This window comes from Nostoc sp. (assembly GCF_036917415.1).
GTDB lineage: Bacteria > Cyanobacteriota > Cyanobacteriia > Cyanobacteriales > Nostocaceae > Nostoc.
Genome location: NZ_JBALDJ010000093.1, coordinates 64,147 through 80,142, shown reverse-complemented (window position 1 = coordinate 80,142; position 15,996 = coordinate 64,147). Strand labels below are relative to the sequence as shown.

At 41.2% G+C, this 15,996-nt stretch carries 17 protein-coding genes; 11 read left to right on the top strand and 6 right to left on the bottom strand.

Features of this window, described 5'->3' with window-relative positions; translation table 11 throughout:
- Nucleotide 1: 1 nt before the first annotated feature.
- Nucleotides 2-181, bottom strand: a complete 180-nt coding sequence (locus tag V7K41_RS20300) for a hypothetical protein (RefSeq protein WP_334851037.1) — start codon at nucleotides 179-181, stop codon at nucleotides 2-4.
- 274 nt (nucleotides 182-455) lie between these two features.
- Between V7K41_RS20300 and V7K41_RS20295 the strand changes: the two genes are divergently transcribed.
- From V7K41_RS20295 to V7K41_RS20265, 7 genes are all read left to right on the top strand, one after another.
- Complete coding sequence (locus V7K41_RS20295; RefSeq protein ID WP_334851036.1) at nucleotides 456-629, top strand: hypothetical protein; 174 nt, start codon at nucleotides 456-458, stop codon at nucleotides 627-629.
- A 270-nt stretch (nucleotides 630-899) separates the two neighbouring features.
- Complete coding sequence (locus V7K41_RS20290; protein WP_334851035.1) at nucleotides 900-2,072, top strand: phosphotransferase family protein; 1,173 nt, start codon at nucleotides 900-902, stop codon at nucleotides 2,070-2,072.
- A 15-nt stretch (nucleotides 2,073-2,087) separates the two neighbouring features.
- Nucleotides 2,088-3,209, top strand: coding sequence for a T3SS effector HopA1 family protein (locus V7K41_RS20285; RefSeq protein ID WP_334851032.1), 1,122 nt, complete (start codon nucleotides 2,088-2,090; stop codon nucleotides 3,207-3,209).
- 215 nt (nucleotides 3,210-3,424) lie between these two features.
- Complete coding sequence (locus V7K41_RS20280) at nucleotides 3,425-3,637, top strand: hypothetical protein (protein WP_334851031.1); 213 nt, start codon at nucleotides 3,425-3,427, stop codon at nucleotides 3,635-3,637.
- 161 nt (nucleotides 3,638-3,798) lie between these two features.
- Nucleotides 3,799-4,944: a hypothetical protein gene (locus V7K41_RS20275; RefSeq protein WP_334851030.1), complete on the top strand. Its 1,146-nt coding sequence runs from the start codon at nucleotides 3,799-3,801 to the stop codon at nucleotides 4,942-4,944.
- Nucleotides 4,945-5,001: 57 nt separating this feature from the next.
- Nucleotides 5,002-6,096 (top strand): T3SS effector HopA1 family protein, encoded by a 1,095-nt coding sequence (locus V7K41_RS20270; protein WP_334851028.1) that lies wholly within the window; start codon nucleotides 5,002-5,004, stop codon nucleotides 6,094-6,096.
- A 240-nt stretch (nucleotides 6,097-6,336) separates the two neighbouring features.
- Nucleotides 6,337-6,474: a hypothetical protein gene (locus V7K41_RS20265; protein WP_334851026.1), complete on the top strand. Its 138-nt coding sequence runs from the start codon at nucleotides 6,337-6,339 to the stop codon at nucleotides 6,472-6,474.
- Nucleotides 6,475-6,616: 142 nt separating this feature from the next.
- Here V7K41_RS20265 and V7K41_RS20260 read toward each other — a convergent pair whose 3' ends face one another.
- From V7K41_RS20260 to V7K41_RS20250, 3 genes are all read right to left on the bottom strand, one after another.
- Complete coding sequence (locus V7K41_RS20260; RefSeq protein ID WP_334851023.1) at nucleotides 6,617-7,018, bottom strand: type II toxin-antitoxin system VapC family toxin; 402 nt, start codon at nucleotides 7,016-7,018, stop codon at nucleotides 6,617-6,619.
- Nucleotides 7,019-7,028: 10 nt separating this feature from the next.
- On the bottom strand, nucleotides 7,029-7,322 hold the full coding sequence (locus V7K41_RS20255) for a hypothetical protein (protein ID WP_334851022.1): 294 nt from the start codon (nucleotides 7,320-7,322) through the stop codon (nucleotides 7,029-7,031).
- Nucleotides 7,323-7,497: 175 nt separating this feature from the next.
- Entirely contained in the window at nucleotides 7,498-9,453 is a 1,956-nt protein-coding gene (locus V7K41_RS20250; protein ID WP_334851020.1) for a DUF1565 domain-containing protein, read from the bottom strand.
- A 735-nt stretch (nucleotides 9,454-10,188) separates the two neighbouring features.
- Between V7K41_RS20250 and V7K41_RS20245 the strand changes: the two genes are divergently transcribed.
- The 4 genes from V7K41_RS20245 to V7K41_RS20230 all read left to right on the top strand — a co-directional run bounded on the left by V7K41_RS20245 (nucleotide 10,189) and on the right by V7K41_RS20230 (nucleotide 13,681).
- Nucleotides 10,189-11,304 carry a thiamine phosphate synthase gene (locus V7K41_RS20245; RefSeq protein WP_334851018.1) on the top strand — a complete coding sequence of 372 codons (1,116 nt, stop codon included), beginning with the start codon at nucleotides 10,189-10,191 and terminating at the stop codon, nucleotides 11,302-11,304.
- 77 nt (nucleotides 11,305-11,381) lie between these two features.
- Nucleotides 11,382-11,594 carry a sulfur carrier protein ThiS gene (gene thiS, locus V7K41_RS20240; RefSeq protein ID WP_094349580.1) on the top strand — a complete coding sequence of 71 codons (213 nt, stop codon included), beginning with the start codon at nucleotides 11,382-11,384 and terminating at the stop codon, nucleotides 11,592-11,594.
- Between the two features lie 396 nt (nucleotides 11,595-11,990).
- Nucleotides 11,991-12,974, top strand: a complete 984-nt coding sequence (locus tag V7K41_RS20235) for a DUF1517 domain-containing protein (protein WP_334851017.1) — start codon at nucleotides 11,991-11,993, stop codon at nucleotides 12,972-12,974.
- A 326-nt stretch (nucleotides 12,975-13,300) separates the two neighbouring features.
- Nucleotides 13,301-13,681 carry a calcium-binding protein gene (locus tag V7K41_RS20230; RefSeq protein WP_334851188.1) on the top strand — a complete coding sequence of 127 codons (381 nt, stop codon included), beginning with the start codon at nucleotides 13,301-13,303 and terminating at the stop codon, nucleotides 13,679-13,681.
- Nucleotides 13,682-13,684: 3 nt separating this feature from the next.
- Here V7K41_RS20230 and V7K41_RS20225 read toward each other — a convergent pair whose 3' ends face one another.
- Together V7K41_RS20225 and V7K41_RS20220 are read right to left on the bottom strand one after the other, a co-directional pair.
- Entirely contained in the window at nucleotides 13,685-14,245 is a 561-nt protein-coding gene (locus V7K41_RS20225; RefSeq protein ID WP_334851015.1) for a sugar O-acetyltransferase, read from the bottom strand.
- A 69-nt stretch (nucleotides 14,246-14,314) separates the two neighbouring features.
- Nucleotides 14,315-15,598, bottom strand: coding sequence for a GGDEF domain-containing response regulator (locus V7K41_RS20220; protein WP_334851013.1), 1,284 nt, complete (start codon nucleotides 15,596-15,598; stop codon nucleotides 14,315-14,317).
- Nucleotides 15,599-15,996 lie beyond the last annotated feature (398 nt).

Sequence of the window (15,996 nt, the reverse complement as noted above, 5' to 3'; positions counted from 1 at the left end):
TCTATGCTAGAGAGTAAAGTGTTGTAGGTAGATACTGGGTTTGCAAGTTTTGGATGTGGGTATCGTAGTTTGTCAAACTTAATCCGTTGCCAAATTCTAGTGTAGGGCTAATCGATCGCATTCCTGCAATTCGACGGAGAGCCTTTTCTAGAGTCGGTGAACTGCGTTTTAGTCGTGCCATAAAATGCGCTCCTGAAGTAAGTTATAGGATTACTGGATGTACTCTAGCCAATGCAACCCTAAACTTCTCTGAGAAATAATTCGGAAAAATTAAAGCAAATTAAGATTGACCTAATTATTTTTAGTGGATTGTACTGAAATTTTTATTTAGCTTGTCAAAAAATTTACCCCAAATAAGCGGCAGATACCTCGAAGTCGTGTTGAGTTACTTCAAAGTCATGTTGAGGTACTTCAAAGTTGTGTTGAGGTACTTTGAAATTGTGTCGGAGTATTAGATGATGGGTTTCCTTAGCTCAACGCAACTTACGGCAAAGGCGATCGCGCTGAAAAGTATCTTGAAGAAGAAGTCAGAATTCAGGAGTCAGAATCAATCAGTGGGAGATTCAGACCCGCCACTGATAGCGCAGCCTCTTCGAGTCCGCGAGCGTCTTGTAGACCACCAAATTTAGGATTTGGTGGGGGTTTTAAACCCGTTTATTCATCCGCCACTCGTACAAAATTCATATCTGTTTTCTGACTTTTGACTCCTGAATTCTGTTTCGATAAATATAATTCAACCTATAGTTGTTGCAGCTAATGGCATTTTAGCTCTTAATAGCGCTAGATATATCAGTAAAAATGATACCCTGTAAGACAGCCCATAAATCCAGTTGTGTAAGAGGAGAAGTTGGGCAACTCCTCAAAGCCAGCAGGATTAATACATAGAATGACAATATTTTATGACATTTGTATTAAGCTATAGAAATATTTTCAACTATTTAGTTGAGCATGGATTGTGTACTCAGTTGGAGGAAACTCTGTATCAAGTTGAGCCGATAAGAGCAAAAAACTTTAACTTATTACTGACTTTGCCAGATACTAGAAAATTACTGATTAAGCAGGAACGACACAATCAAGAAGGCAAAACAGCGGGCGAGTTTTTGAGTGAATGGCGAATTCAAGAGTTTTTACAAACATTTCCAGAACTTAGCTACCTTCGACCTTGGATGCCGGAGGTGCTTCATTTTGAGGCGGAACATTCCATCATTGTTTTCAGCTACTTGGATGACTATCTGGATTTAGCAAATTTCTACGGAAAAGAAAAGATTTTTCCAACTCAAATCGTCGAGGCTCTAGCCACCGTCCTCGCCACCATCCATCGAGCCACTTTCAATCGCCAAGAGTATCAGGAATTCTTCTCGGCAAAACCTAATAATCTTAGCCCTGCTCACGTGCCTAACTGGATTCGTAGTATAGAGCGGATAAAACCAGAAATATTTGGTTTAGTTCCTGTAGATGGGCTGAAATTTTTTAAGCTTTATCAGCGATACGAAAGCTTAGGGCAAGCAATCAGAGAACTTGCCAATGTTTTCCAACCCTGTTGCCTGACTCACAATGACCTCAAACTCAACAACGTTCTCCTACATACCAATTGGGAGCAAGAAAGTCCCAACATCGTGCGGCTGATTGATTGGGAGCGCTCTTGTTGGGGAGATCCTGCCTTTGATTTGGGAACGCTGATTGCCAGCTACCTGCAAATCTGGCTGAGTAGCTTAGTCATTAGTAAGTCTCTGACAATCGAAGAATCTCTGCGTCTGGCGATGACACCCCTGGAACAGCTTCAACCTTCCATTGCTGCTCTGACTAGGGCTTATTTCGACAACTTCCCGGAGATTTTAGAGCATCGCCCCAATTTCTTACTGCAAGTCATGCAATTTACGGGGTTGGCATTAATTCAACAGATTCAGGCAATGATTCAGTACCAAAAATCCTTTGGCAATAAAGGGATTTGTATGCTTCAGGTTGCCAAGAGTTTGTTATGTCGTCCAGAACAATCCTTGGCGACTGTTTTCGGAACCGCAGCGACAGAACTCACTCAGTTCACACCTTCTGCTGCCGCTATTGATGTTTAGTCTCGACGAAACTATATGCAACTAGGAAATTTTTCTCAAACTCAACAGCCAAATTCTGCTTCACAACAGCTGCTGGATACTTTGCAAGATATCGTCAGCAATGTGCAACTCCACTCCAACTTCTGTATTAGCCATCCAAATTACAAACCTTTGGAATTACCAGATGAGGTCGTCGCCCGCTTCCAGCAAATGCCTGCGGATATTCAGAATAAGTATTTTGGCCTCCAACTGCGATCGTTTCTCTACGGTATCTATTACAATGGCTCTATGCGAGCAACTCTCGCACCAGACGCCGATTCAGCGGGTTTGGCACTGCACCAGGATTTAGAGAATAACACCCGCCTCGGAGTAGACATAGCATTTTACGAACAATTGCACTCGTCAAATCGGGGCAACGGCTATTTCGACCCAGGTTGGTCTGTGGTGAGGCAAGAAAGTGATGGCACTCTTGCTGTTACCAAGGGTGGTTTAACTTTATACATTGAACCAGACAAGCATCTCCAACTCGCCGAACAATCTGCCGCTATAGGTGAGTTGGTGGCTATCCGAATGCCTCGTAATTTCGTGCAAAGCGGATTCTACATGGCAGTGAGCAATGCGGGACCACGGAGTAATAGTCATCCAAACCGCGAGCCAGAAATCGTGCGAATTTATTTCAATTTCAGCCCAGAAGGTGCAGTAGCGGTCATGGACAGTCTGACACGCGAGTTGAACGATATCTCAATTTCCTTTACTTTTAAAGTGCTATACAACCCAAGTGAATACAGGCGCTATGATTCAGGAGTCCTCTATTTCGAGAAGAGTAACTACCAAGTTGTCCGGCAGGGACTTGAGAGTGTCTATGCACAAACAAAAGAGCATTTTAACCCAGATGTCCCCCTATTCACCAAGTTCTTGGCACCAGGGCTTGGTTTAGCAGAGGAACCAGACCGCAAATTTGCAGAACAAGAAAGCTTTGGGATGAACCGCTGCCAAATTATTGCCAATGGTTTGCTGGAGGCTTGGCACTCGCTTGATGACTCCCCAGAGGGGCGGATTACCTCTATCCTCAAGCAATTCTCACGAGTGGGAGTGGAATTGCAGCGTTCCTACCTGAATGCTAATTCTGTAGACATATATATGCCGTTGAATTTTTGACATATCATATATATATTAGTTGAATACGATCTACCTCATTCAATAAACTTCTGTGGTTACAGAAGTTTTCGGTCTACCTACTTTTCCTACTTATAAATTCGGAATTCGCTAACGCAAAATCTTTCGGTTTACTGAATTTATTCCTTAAGAGAGAAAGACTTTCTAAAGAGGATTTGATATTAGTAATTAAGAATAAATTTGAAACCATTCAACTAATGAAAAACATAGCTAATCAAATCACAAATGACATCACAGTCTCCGGAATTGACTTGTTTGTCGATTCAGAAAGCTTCTTAAATGAACTGACCGATAGTGAAATAGCTCAAATAACTGGAGGAGCAGATGTAGGCGCAAAGGTGAAGGCTGGAACTGTAAATGTAGATATAGATGATAACCAGAGCCGGCTGACCCTACTTTTGTGTAACTAACCTTAATTGCTCGTCCAAAGCCTGATACTTGGCACGTCAAACTAATTTTACTTAGTTAAGTTAAATATAGAGTGAGTATTAGCCCACTCTATATTTACTTTTGAATTAAATTAACTCAGTCAGAAAATACACTCGTCTGATTAATAATAAAGAAGCTTTTTGTGACTATCAAACTTAACTATAAAAACCTATTTGATTACTTAATTGACGCCGCTATATGCCAAAAAGACGACTTAGACTATCTAAAAGTTGACGTTAATAGCAGAACTTTTCGTTGGGTCATCGAGTTAAGCCAAAATCGGGGCAAGCTATTTGTTAAGCAGCTACCTCATTTTAGTACACTTGATAACGACATTAGAATTTATAAAGAGTGGAAGCTTTATAATTTTTTCCAGTCTCACAAAGATTTAGATTATGCTTCCTCATTAACTCCAGAAGTCCTGCATTTTGATGACAGCAGTTCGATATTAATATACAAATGCCCAAATAATTATATTACCTTACAAAGTTTTTATGAAAATCAGGAAGTTTTCCCAATTGCGCTTGCAGAATTGCTGGGAACAAGTTTAGCAAAGCTACATTCACAGACGATGAGTTCTCAGGAGTGCTACACTTTTCTAACTGAGTTGGAAGAATGTAAACTTAAGTACCAACTTCCTTATCCTGATTATCTTTCTGACTATCTTGTCAGCCGTATTGAACCTGAGAGTTTAAAGAAAACTCAAGCACTTTCTTGGAGATTTCTTGGTATTTTTCAACAATCTGAAGCTGTGAGGGAAGTTGTTACAGAACTGGTTTTGAATCATCGTCGCTGCTGTTTAACACACAATAATATTCAATTTCATAAGATTTTTATACCCCGGTATTGGGAGAAGTTAGTATCGGAAATTCAGAATACTGATAAAAGCCTAATTAAAATTGTTGATTGGGAAGCATGTAGTTGGGGCGATCCAGCTTGCGATTTAGGAAAAGCAATTCTTGGCTATTTTCTCTTCTGGCTCAATAGTATGATTGTACATCCGGCTATTGAGATTAAAAAATCTATACAGCTAGCTACAATCCCTCTAGAAGTCGTTCGGACTTCAATTGTAGCCATGACAAAAGCTTATATCAATACTTACCCAAAGGTTTTAGAAGATTATCCAGAATTTCTTCAGCGGGTTATTCAGTTTGCTGGACTTGGTTTGATTTATCAACTCCTCACAGAATTTCAACTTCAGCCAGAGATGGCTTTAAGTCACCAAAAGCTATATTTTTTTATTGCTGCACAATTACTCTGTAAGCCAGAAAAATTTCTGTCAATTTAACAAATTAAAATTTTTGATTAAATCAAGTGTCAACAATAAAATGTAGGAGTATCTATCATGCAATTCCCACCTACTTTACAGGAGACTTTACATGATATTGCTGACAACATTCAAATAGAATCCTCAGAATTCCGCATCAGTCATTCTCACTATCCTCCTATAGAAACTCCTGCTGCTACTGTGGCACAACTACAAAAAATGCCTCAGTCCATTCAATATAAGTATTTAAATTCTCAGTTATTAAAATTTATATATAGCATTTACTTTGAGGGTTCGCGTACAACAGAAGTCAGCCCAGGAATTAAGACGAACGCACAAATTCTACAAGAAATAGATTCCAGAGAAATAGACTGGGAATTTTATGAACAACTGGATAGAAATAATCATGGGAGAGGTTTTTTTCATCCAGGATACCGGATCATAAGACAGGAAACTGATGGTAGCCTAGCCGCAGAATTCGATGGTGGGATTCTACACATCCAGCGAGAGCGTCATCTTCCATTATCCCTGCAATCTGCTACTGTAAACGATCCAGTAGCAGTATTGTTACCTTCTAGCTTTATTAATGGAAATAGGTATAGAGCAAATGGCGATCGCATAGGTGGTTTACCGCCTCTAAAGTTTCACAGTGACGGAATAGTTGTTTACTTCAACTTCAGTCCTGAAGCTGCTGTTTGGACTATGAAATATTTAACGACAAAATTGAATGAAGTTAAAGTTCCCTTCGCCTTCGAGGTATTACATAACCCTTTGAACTACAGGTTGTATAACTCAGGATTTCTCAAATTTCCTTATAATCCAGATGAATCTTACCGATACAAAGAAATTCTTTTACCAGTCTTACAGACGATTTATGCAGAAAATAAATCTCATTTTCGGGAGCAGGTTCCCATATTTACCAAGGTACTCGCACCTGGTATTGGGTTAGCCGAACATCCTGCTTCTGAACTGAAGTTTGTAGCTCAACAACAGTTTGGAGAAAACCGCTGCGAAATTGTTGCCAATGCAATGCTTAAAGCTCATCAAAACGGTGATGAATCAAAACAAGCTCGGATGAAATATATCATCCAACATTTTGAGCAGTTGGGGCTTGACATAGAGCGTCCCTACCTCAATCCTAACTCGGAAGATATTTACACACCATTGGACTGAGCCAAGCGTGTGAGTTCATTCGTCACAAGAGGCAGGGGAGCAGGGAGCAGGGAGCAAGGGGGAAAGAGGTTTTCCTGATTTTTGCACAAATGCGGGAATTATAACTAATTAGGCGGACATGATATAGCCGTAGTCACATAGGTTAGGACATAATGACAAGCGTGAATGCTAGGAATAGTAATAGTTCTACCTCCTGCCTCCTGCCTCCTGCTATATTAGCCGATCCCCAATCACCGAAAGTTGGTAAAACGGAAAAAACTCAGCCTGCTGTATCCAGAGGCAAGTAGCCAAATCAGCGCAGATATAAGGGTGTGCGATCGCTCCTTTAATGAAACCGCGATTGCCTCCCCCACATTAGAAAAGCGATCGCTCTCTTAAGGCAATTGATTTCATTTTGACCCGCGATCACCGATGACAATCAACAAAAGGAATGAAAAGGATTTGACCTTCATATTCGCCAGGTTGACTGCAACGAACGAATAAATACAAGTTGTCAAGAAGTAAGAATACAAATGCGGTATTAAGGTGAAGGGGTAATAAGCCGTAGATTGGGAATTTCTAGGAAGTCTTTGATGTTGTGAGTTACTAGCGGTAAGTCGTAGTGTAGAACCGTTGCGGCAATCCAAGCATCTTGTGGGGATATTGGTCGTCCCGCGCTTTGTCGATTGGCACGAACCTGTGCCCATTCTCGACAAAGGGATTGATCGACTGGAATGATCAGGTAATTCGACAGGTATTGTTCTAGCTGTGTGAGGCGACGATCGCCCCACTGACGCAAAATTGCCCACTGAAACAGTTCAGCAACGGTCATGAATGACAGTGCCAATTCCTGACCACTCAAAAGTGGCAAGTAAGGGTCGGCATAATCACTACCTTTGAGGATGAAGGAAGCGATATCAGTATCAATGAGGAGAAGACTCATGGCAGTTTGGTTAGATCGCCTCTTGGCGCTGCTGTCGCAGGAAGGTGAGAAAATCCTTGATGGAGTCTTCTTCAGGCCAAAAGTCAGCAGCGAGATATTTGAGGTTATGAACGGTAATAGGGGTCTGGGTGGCGAGTAGCTGCTTGAGCGTGGTGTCTTGCCAAAACTGATTACTGAGATTTTTAAGATCGGTTTGAGAGTGTGAGGATGAATTGCTTTGGGTAAGGATTTGCAGCAGTTGTTGACGTTCTGTAGATGAGAGCAGTTGGATGGCAGCGATCGCAGCTTCGAGTTGTGGAGTCATAGTGTGGTCTTGTGGTTATCTGGTTCTATGCTATTTGAATTCAGGGGCGATCAAAGCGTGAAAGTATCCTCCACCTCTTTTGCTCTAACAAATTTAGAGACGATTTTCCTAACAGTGCAGCGATCGAAGCGTGAAAGTATCCTCCACCTCTTTTGCCCCATGCACAATTCCCTACTCAATTCAACGGCTCCATAATGGCTCTTAAACCTTTATTAGAGAGTGTTTTGAGCATTTCTTTAGCGTTATATTCACTGCTAAATACTCCTGCTTGCATAACTCTTTGACCATCCCAAACTGTGAGAAACGCACCAGGAGCAAGCGATCGCACTAAATCTCGATCCTTATCAGTTGCAAGTGGCACTACTATGCGATAACGCACACCAAATTGTCTTGCAGAGTTACCACTATCGGGAATACTTGCAGAACTTGTTTGCAGATTGCGAGTATTAACAATGGGGATATTGCGATTGGGAAGTGGTAAAAGTTCTGAAGCACCTGGGGCAGCAGTTTCTAGTGTTGGTAATGGCTGCTGTGTTTGCTCCCTCGTACTTGCAACTGGTGGCTGTGCAACTGAATTGGATGGGGACTCAGGGGCAGAAAACTGAATGGTATTAGGATCGATCCGCACATAATTTAACTGTGGTGTATCAGGTGGCTGTGCTGGACTGGAAGTTGTAACTCTTGAAGTGTTAGTTGATACTTGTCTACCTGACAAGCTGCTAGGAGTAGGAAATCCGGCGACGCTAGAAGTAGGTAGTTGTTGATTGGATATAGGCAGAGAAAGCGGTACATTATTGGCTGGCATTAATGGCAGCAGTTGACTGTTTAATTGCCCAGACACAGGATTATTTGCTGAAATGCTGTTGCTGGTTTGCCCATTAGTAGTTTCAGGGATTTCGGGAGCCGAGAAGGTGATTTCACCGTTTGCTGGTATTTGTCGTAATACGTTGTTGGGAGCGGGTTGAGAATTTTCGGTTGCTAGTGCTATTGTCCCGTTAATATCTACCTTGCCAGTGATGCGATCGCTTACAAGGTTGTTACCAGCAGCAGAAATCACCTGTTTAGCAGCGCTGGCGTTAATATCATAGCGAGCATTATTTTGAAATGTATTACCCCCAGGTTCCGATGCACTACCCAAATCGGGCATTGCTTGAGCGATCGCAACTAAACCATCTTCTTTATTATCTTGAATAGAATTATTCCGCAAAATCGGGTGGGCTTTTGCTTGTACGACAATTCCCGATCTATTGTTCTGAATTTGATTACCTATAAGTATAGGAGCGGCGTTTTGGGCAATATTAATGCCAAAACCTGTTTGGTGAAAGACATTTTCCTTCACTTGGGGACTAGAGTTACCAGCAATTGTGATGCCATTGGCTCCATTGCGATCGAAGTAATTCTTGCTAATGGTGGGTGCAGCATTACCACAGACAGAAATCCCATCTTGGGTACTACCAATAAATGTATTTTCCGCGACTACCGGATTGCTAGATTCAATCCATAAACCGTAACCACGGCGATTAGAGTTCGTCACCGTTACCCCAGTCAGCAAGACTTGGTTTGCTCCCACAATTGTGACATTTTGACCGGCAAAGCTCCGACTCAGGTAATCACCGCCTCCTTGAATGATAATGTCTTTACCTTGATTGCTGGGGTTGCCTTGAATTGAAATACCCGGTTTCATTATTAAGGGAAATTCTTCTCCTGTTTCGGCGCTATAAGTACCCGTGGAGAGCATAATTAGAGTATTGGCGTTAGCTAATCGCAAGGCTTGGGTAATCGTTTTTATCGGAGCGGATTCGCTGCCATTGCCTGCCTTATCATCTCCAACACCAGGATTGACAAATAGCACATTAGTCTGAGAAGGTGTTTTCTGATTCAGAGGCGCTGAATCTGGTGTCGATGGAATTTGAGCGATGCCTTCTCTACGAGAGGCTTCGCCAACGGCGAGCTTTGCTAACGCACTATCCAGGTTTATACCCAGGAACGCTATACTTGCTGCCCCCATACCTACAGTAAAAGATAATACTGAAAACCTAAAAAATAAAAGCCTTGCTGATTTCAGAAACTTCAGCTTTGCAAACAGAACATCCACTCTACGGTACTTAGTAAACACAAGAGGGAGAATCATATTTAACACGACTCCTTAGAAATAACAATAAATTCTTATACTCTCTAAAGAGTATTATGTCGATAATATTACTCATATATTGATCGATTGGCGATATTTAATACATAGTAATAAATGATATTAGACATCTCCAGAAATTAGTTGTGCGTTGCCCAAAATCCTTCGTAGGCATAATTCATGAATTGTACCTACGTCAATTTCACTCCCATATCTAAATAGATATAAAAGTGAAATTAAATATGCGTTATCCAAAACCCTTGTAGAGATGTAACACTGCTAGAGACTGTTTTCAAACTCGAAGATCCCCCCTTACCCCCCTTAAGAAGGGGGGAAAAGAAACTCTAAAAGCCCCCCTTCTTAAGGTCGAATCAGTACCTCTACCCGCAAATCTCAGGGGGGAAAAGAAACTCTAAAAGCCCCCCTTTTTAAGGGGGGTTGGGGGGATCTCCAAAGACTCAGATGCTTCAAGAAAGGTTTGAAAACACGCCCTAGTCTCTACATTGTTTTTACTAATATATCTATTGTGGATTTTCTGATGTATTCCCTTTTGGCAGTCCTTTGCAAGCTTGTTATTTACCATAAAAATACTTGACTAAGCTCAGTGCAAAACTGTAGCCTCAAACTACCCTTATCACTGTCTATAGGAACATGGGATAATTTACCGTAACCCTCACTACTACGTTGTTTTACGTAGATTCCGCAAGAATTAGTAAAAAAAAGCAAATTAATTAACTTATGGTTACTAGGACTTATGATAATTCACACTTCGATGAAAGCACTAATGGGGTTGTTGTGATGGTCGAGCCATACAGCCAAAAAGAGCAAATACAGCAAGTTGTTTACCGCATTTTAGATGCCAATTTAGACCGCGCTCGTGAGGGCTTGCGAATTATTGAGGAATGGTGTCGGTTTGGGTTGAATAATGCCCAATTGGCTCTTGAATGTAAACGCCTACGACAAGAGGTAGCCAAGTGGCATACCCCAGAATTGCGGGCGGCGCGAGATACACCAGGAGATCCTGGGACTGAGTTAACTCATCCTCAAGAAGAAGAACGAGCTAGTATAAAATCGTTGTTGCAAGCTAACTTTTGCCGGATAGAAGAAGCATTGCGGGTGTTGGAAGAATACAGCAAGCTAACCCTGCCAAATATGGCTAAAGCTTGTAAGCAGATGCGCTATCAGGTTTATACCCTCGAAAGTAGTTTAATGGGTCATCAGCGCCATCAATTGTTATGGCGATCGCGTTTGTATCTTGTGACTTCCCCTAGTGAAAATTTGTTGAACACTGTCGAAGCTGCACTCAAAGGGGGATTAACGCTATTACAATACCGCGACAAAACCGCCGATGATTCTTTGCGTCTGGAACAAGCGAGAAAATTACGACAGTTATGCCACATCTATGGCGCTTTGTTCATCGTTAACGATCGCGTGGATGTAGCTTTAGCTGTCGATGCCGATGGGGTGCATCTGGGACAACAAGATATGCCCATTGCTGTTGCTCGGCAATTACTGGGTTCGCAACGTCTGATAGGGCTTTCTACCACAAATAAAGAAGAAATGCAAGCAGCAATTGCTGAAGGTGTAGATTACATTGGCGTGGGGCCAGTTTATGAAACTCCCACGAAACTAGGTAAGGTAGCAACAGGGCTAGAATACGTCAGCTATGCAGCCAAAAATTGCTCAATTCCCTGGTTTGCGATTGGAGGAATAGATGCAAATAATATCAATGATGCGATCGATGCGGGAGCCGAACGTGTAGCAGTGGTGCGATCGCTCATGCAAGCCGAACAGCCTACCCTAGTAACGCAATATTTGCTCTCTCAACTCAATCGCATTAAACCAGAACTTTAAAAGAGTCATTTGTCATTTGTCCAAAGTAAGTAACCAATACCTAATACCCCATTCCCAATTCCCAATTCTCCACATTTATGTCTAACGAGATTACGATTCAGGTAAATGGGGAAACCCATAGCTGTTCGTTTCAAACTTCTTTACCCGACTTACTCCAACAGTTGGGTTTTAACCCCCGCTTGGTGGCTGTAGAGTATAATGGCGAAATTTTACACCGCCAGTTTTGGCCGCAAACAAAAGTGCAACCAGGCGATCGCTTAGAAGTGGTAACTATTGTCGGTGGTGGTTAGTTGATTTGAGCCAGCAAGCCTAAATCCTTGAGGCTACGTCGTGTAATCTCAATGCGGGCGGGTGCAAGTATTTTATTTCTTTTACTGTCTTGTCTTCCCAGTCGCATAGCTTCAAAGATTTTCTTTGTGTTGGCAGCAGCAGTGCGATATCCTTTTCAGTTGACTTGAGGATAAACATGTCTTCAGGTACGGTTCCCCAGTCGAGAAATCCCCCCTGCGATCGCTACTTACCCAAGATAAGACGCGGTAAATTGAATATGTAGCCTCTAAAAGTGAATGCTACGTGAATGCTACAAAGTTGCTTGTTATGGGCTGAGGTTAGCGACATCCTGCAACACTGCTCCCAAAATCGGGAGAAATCATAAATAATAATTCCGTTTTTCAAGCGATAGTCTTATGCGTAAAAAACTACAACAAACCATCAAACCGCTGTTAAAAACCTTCCTAGCCCTAAGCTTGGTGTTAGCTTTGGCTCTTGGTCACGCTGACGGCGCATTAGCAGCCCGCAGTGGGGGTCGTATCGGTGGTGGCTCCTTTAGAGCACCTTCCAGTCGCACCTATACACCGCGCACCTATGCACCTCCTGGCGGGGGCGGATACTATCCAGGTGGTGGTTTTGGTGGTGGTTTTGGCTTTCCCTTCCTAATTCCCTTCTGGGGTGTTGGTGGAGGATTTGGTGGTATATTTTCCATCTTGATTTTCTTGGCGATCGGTAATTTCTTATTGCAAACTTTCCGCCGCGTCTCTAGCGGTGAAACTGGAGAAACAGATTACAGCAGTAACTCTCCTGTTTCCGTAACTCGTTTGCAAGTAGGTTTGTTAGCTCAAGCTCGTGAATTGCAAAATGAACTCAACCAGATTGCTGAAACTGCTGATACTAACACCCCAGAAGGCAGAGCAGAAATTCTCCAAGAAGCCAGCCTAGCTTTACTCCGTCATCCCGAATACTTTGTATATGCAGGTGGTGGCACTCAACAAGCCAGTTTGAATTCAGCTGAAGGTCAGTTTAATCGCCTGTCACTGGCAGAACGCAGCAAGTTTAGCGAAGAAACTCTTTCTAATGTCAACAACCAGCTAAGAGCAGCCCTTGCCAAAGATGCTTTACCTCCGGCTGGTGAACTCGACAACCCCACCCGCCTATTTACTGAAGGTCCTGGTGAATACATTATCGTCACCTTGTTGGCGGCAACATTAGGTAAGTTTCAAATTCCCACAGCTATTAACACTGCTGATGATTTGCGTCAAGCTTTGCGGCAAATTGGTAGTATCCCTAGCGACAAGCTTCTGGCAATTGAAGTTCTTTGGACTCCCCAAGCTGAAAATGATACGCTAACATCTGATGATGTACTGGCAAATTACCCTGATTTGAGACTTGTTTAATTTCGGAAAAATTTCGCGCTTAAGTGCTATGAAATAACTTTGCATTTTGGCGCAACAAACAATTTCCTCTTTGAGGGCAATAATTAGAAAACCGTTTGTCAATCACAAGCGGTTTTTTGTATAACCTAAATATATAAAGACTTACGCACTGAGTAACCAAAATCTAGCTCCTGCATAAAAAAAGTAACCCTAAAAGCACCTTTCTTAAGGGAGTTGGAGGATATATTATGCGTCAGTTCTATATACTTAACTATATTTTAGAAAAACTATTCCTAGCCAATATTTTGGTATATTATCAAAATACATTATACGTAGAGCGTTATCTTATGCCTAGTGTTGAAGCCGACGAAAACCGAGAGCATCGCATTAAAACAGAGATTCTTGTAGATGCTGAAGATAAAGAAGACCGGGCTATGGGTTGGTACTATTACCTCGAAGAAACTCTGAATTTTCCCTTTATGGCTAAATGGACTAAGAAGGGACGCAAATCAGCTTCTGTCGAGGAGAAACAAGTCGAAGTGCTGGGAATGGCCCCAGATGATGAGTGCTTAAAAGATATGCTTGTAGAAGTGGCTTATATTAATGGTAAGGATGATGATGTATATTCTGCAAAATTATCTGAAATAACAGCCATTGATGCTGACACTGAAACTCAAGAAGCGATCGCAGACTGGCTCTATTGGATTGCCAGAGGATATAAATTTTAAACTCTACGACAAATACCGAATGACGCGGCAGGGATTGCCAGCAGCGACAACATTCTCAGGTATATCTTTGACAACTACACTGCCAGCACCAATGGTTGTGTTATCCCCAATAGTTACACCTGGACAAATAATTGCACTGCCACCAATCCAGACATTGTTACCAATGTTAATTGGGGCAGCTAATTCTCTACCAGAAAGACGAATTTCTGGCTCTGTTGGGTGATAAGCAGTATAAATTTGCACATAAGGAGCGCACAAGACATTTTCACCAATGTGAACTGTATTACAGTCTAAAATTACACAGCCATAGTTCATATATAATCTGTCGCCAGCGAAAATATTACTACCATAGCCACAGTGAAATGGTGGCACAATTAATACTTTGTCACCGATCTTTCCAAATAATTCTTGCAAAATTTGCTGTCGCTGCTCTTGCTCTTCTTCGGTTGTAGAATTGTACCTTCGCAACAGACGACTAGCTCGCTTACTTTCTGCGGCCAATTCTGGATCTTCCGCCAGGTATAATTCGCCTGTGAGCATTTTCTGTTTTTCGGTTTTTTCCATGACAGAATTATGGGGCTTCTCGGTTTTATACCATAACCTTAGTAGCGCCTAGAGTATCATATTCCATTCTTAACTAAATATGGCATAAGTAGCTTTTCCCTGCCGTTTAGCTCGGTACATAGCAATATCAGCATCTCGTAGCACAGTTGCAGGCTCCTCATAACTGCTAAAATTCCAAGTAATACCAATACTAGCTGTAGTAGATAATTGATATCCATTGAGATTAACTGGCAATCGTAAGGAGTCTTGAATACGTTTGGCAACATTGGTAGCGTCGGTAATGTCTTTAATATCCTCCAAAAGAACAGTAAACTCATCACCACCAAATCGTGCTAAAGTATCGCCACCACGTAAGCACGACTCTAAACGTCTAGCGATCGCTACTAAAAAATCATCCCCTATTCCATGCCCAAAGCGATCGTTAATCTCTTTGAAGCCATCTAAATCCAAAAATAAAACTGCAAAATAATAATCGCTTCTGCGTTTGCTACGTTCAATGGTTTGTCTGAGCCGATCTAAAAATAAAATACGATTCGGTAATTCTGTTAGCCCATCATAAAACGCATTACGCATCAGTTGCGCCTCTGTCTGCTTACGTTTAGTGATGTCTTGAAAAACTAAAACCACGCCAGTAATATTGCCATCTCGATCGCAAAGAGGTGCAACATTATCTCCAATCGCTATTTCTTTGCCATCTTTGGTAATCAATGTACAGTTTTCTGGTAAATTGAAAACTTCACCTGCTTCGATTACATAAGTAGCCAAATTTTCAATTTTTTCTCCTACATCTTTATTAACTAAGTTAACGACTTCTATTAAATCTTTTCCGAAGGCTTCACTTTGCTTCCAACCAGTGATTAGTTCTGCTATGGGATTCATCATTTCAATACAACCATTTGCATAGGTCACAATCACTGCACAACCCATACTATTAATAATTGCCATCAACCTCTGTTTTTCTTCATATAATATTTTTTTGCTCTGATGTTTGTACAGGGTCATTTCAATCACAAAATGTAAATCACTTTCAAGAAATGGTTTGACTATGTAACTAAAAGGCTCACTTAGCTGATTTTTATGTAATGTTTTATATTCCGAATACTCCGTTAGATATACTACAGGCACATGAAAGTGATTCTGAATAATATCAGCTAAGTGGAGACCGTCTATTTCTCCAGCTAGACAGATATCAATTAATACTAAATGTGGATGAGTTTCTGCTACCTTTTTTATTGCTTCCTCACCAGATTCAGTTATTTCTAATACTAAATAACCTAATTTTTGTAAACTTTTTCTAATATTTGAGGCTATATTTTTTTCATCCTCAACAACTAGGATTTTGCGGGCGAACATGTTACAATAACCTGTTTGCTAAGGTTCAGATTCTTGTTGCCAGTGTCAACTCAAGTTAAAAATGCTTATTTTATCATAAACAATCTCTAACTACCCTGTATTCTTACTTGATATTAATACTGACTAATGAGTAAATAGCATCATGTTATTAATCTCCGGCAATTGCTATGCTTATCAAAGCTAATTTTGATTAATTTAGGTAGCTAATATGATGCTACTAACATCAGATTCAAATTAGAATGTAATTATCAAGCACTCAGAAACTGATTTTAAAATGTATACAATGATTTTTTATTGGGAAAGTATAAATACTAAGTATAATATCTATATAAAAATTAATCAAGAAGAAAATTTCCTAAAATCCCAGTATATTACTTTAATATAAGTTAAAAAATCTA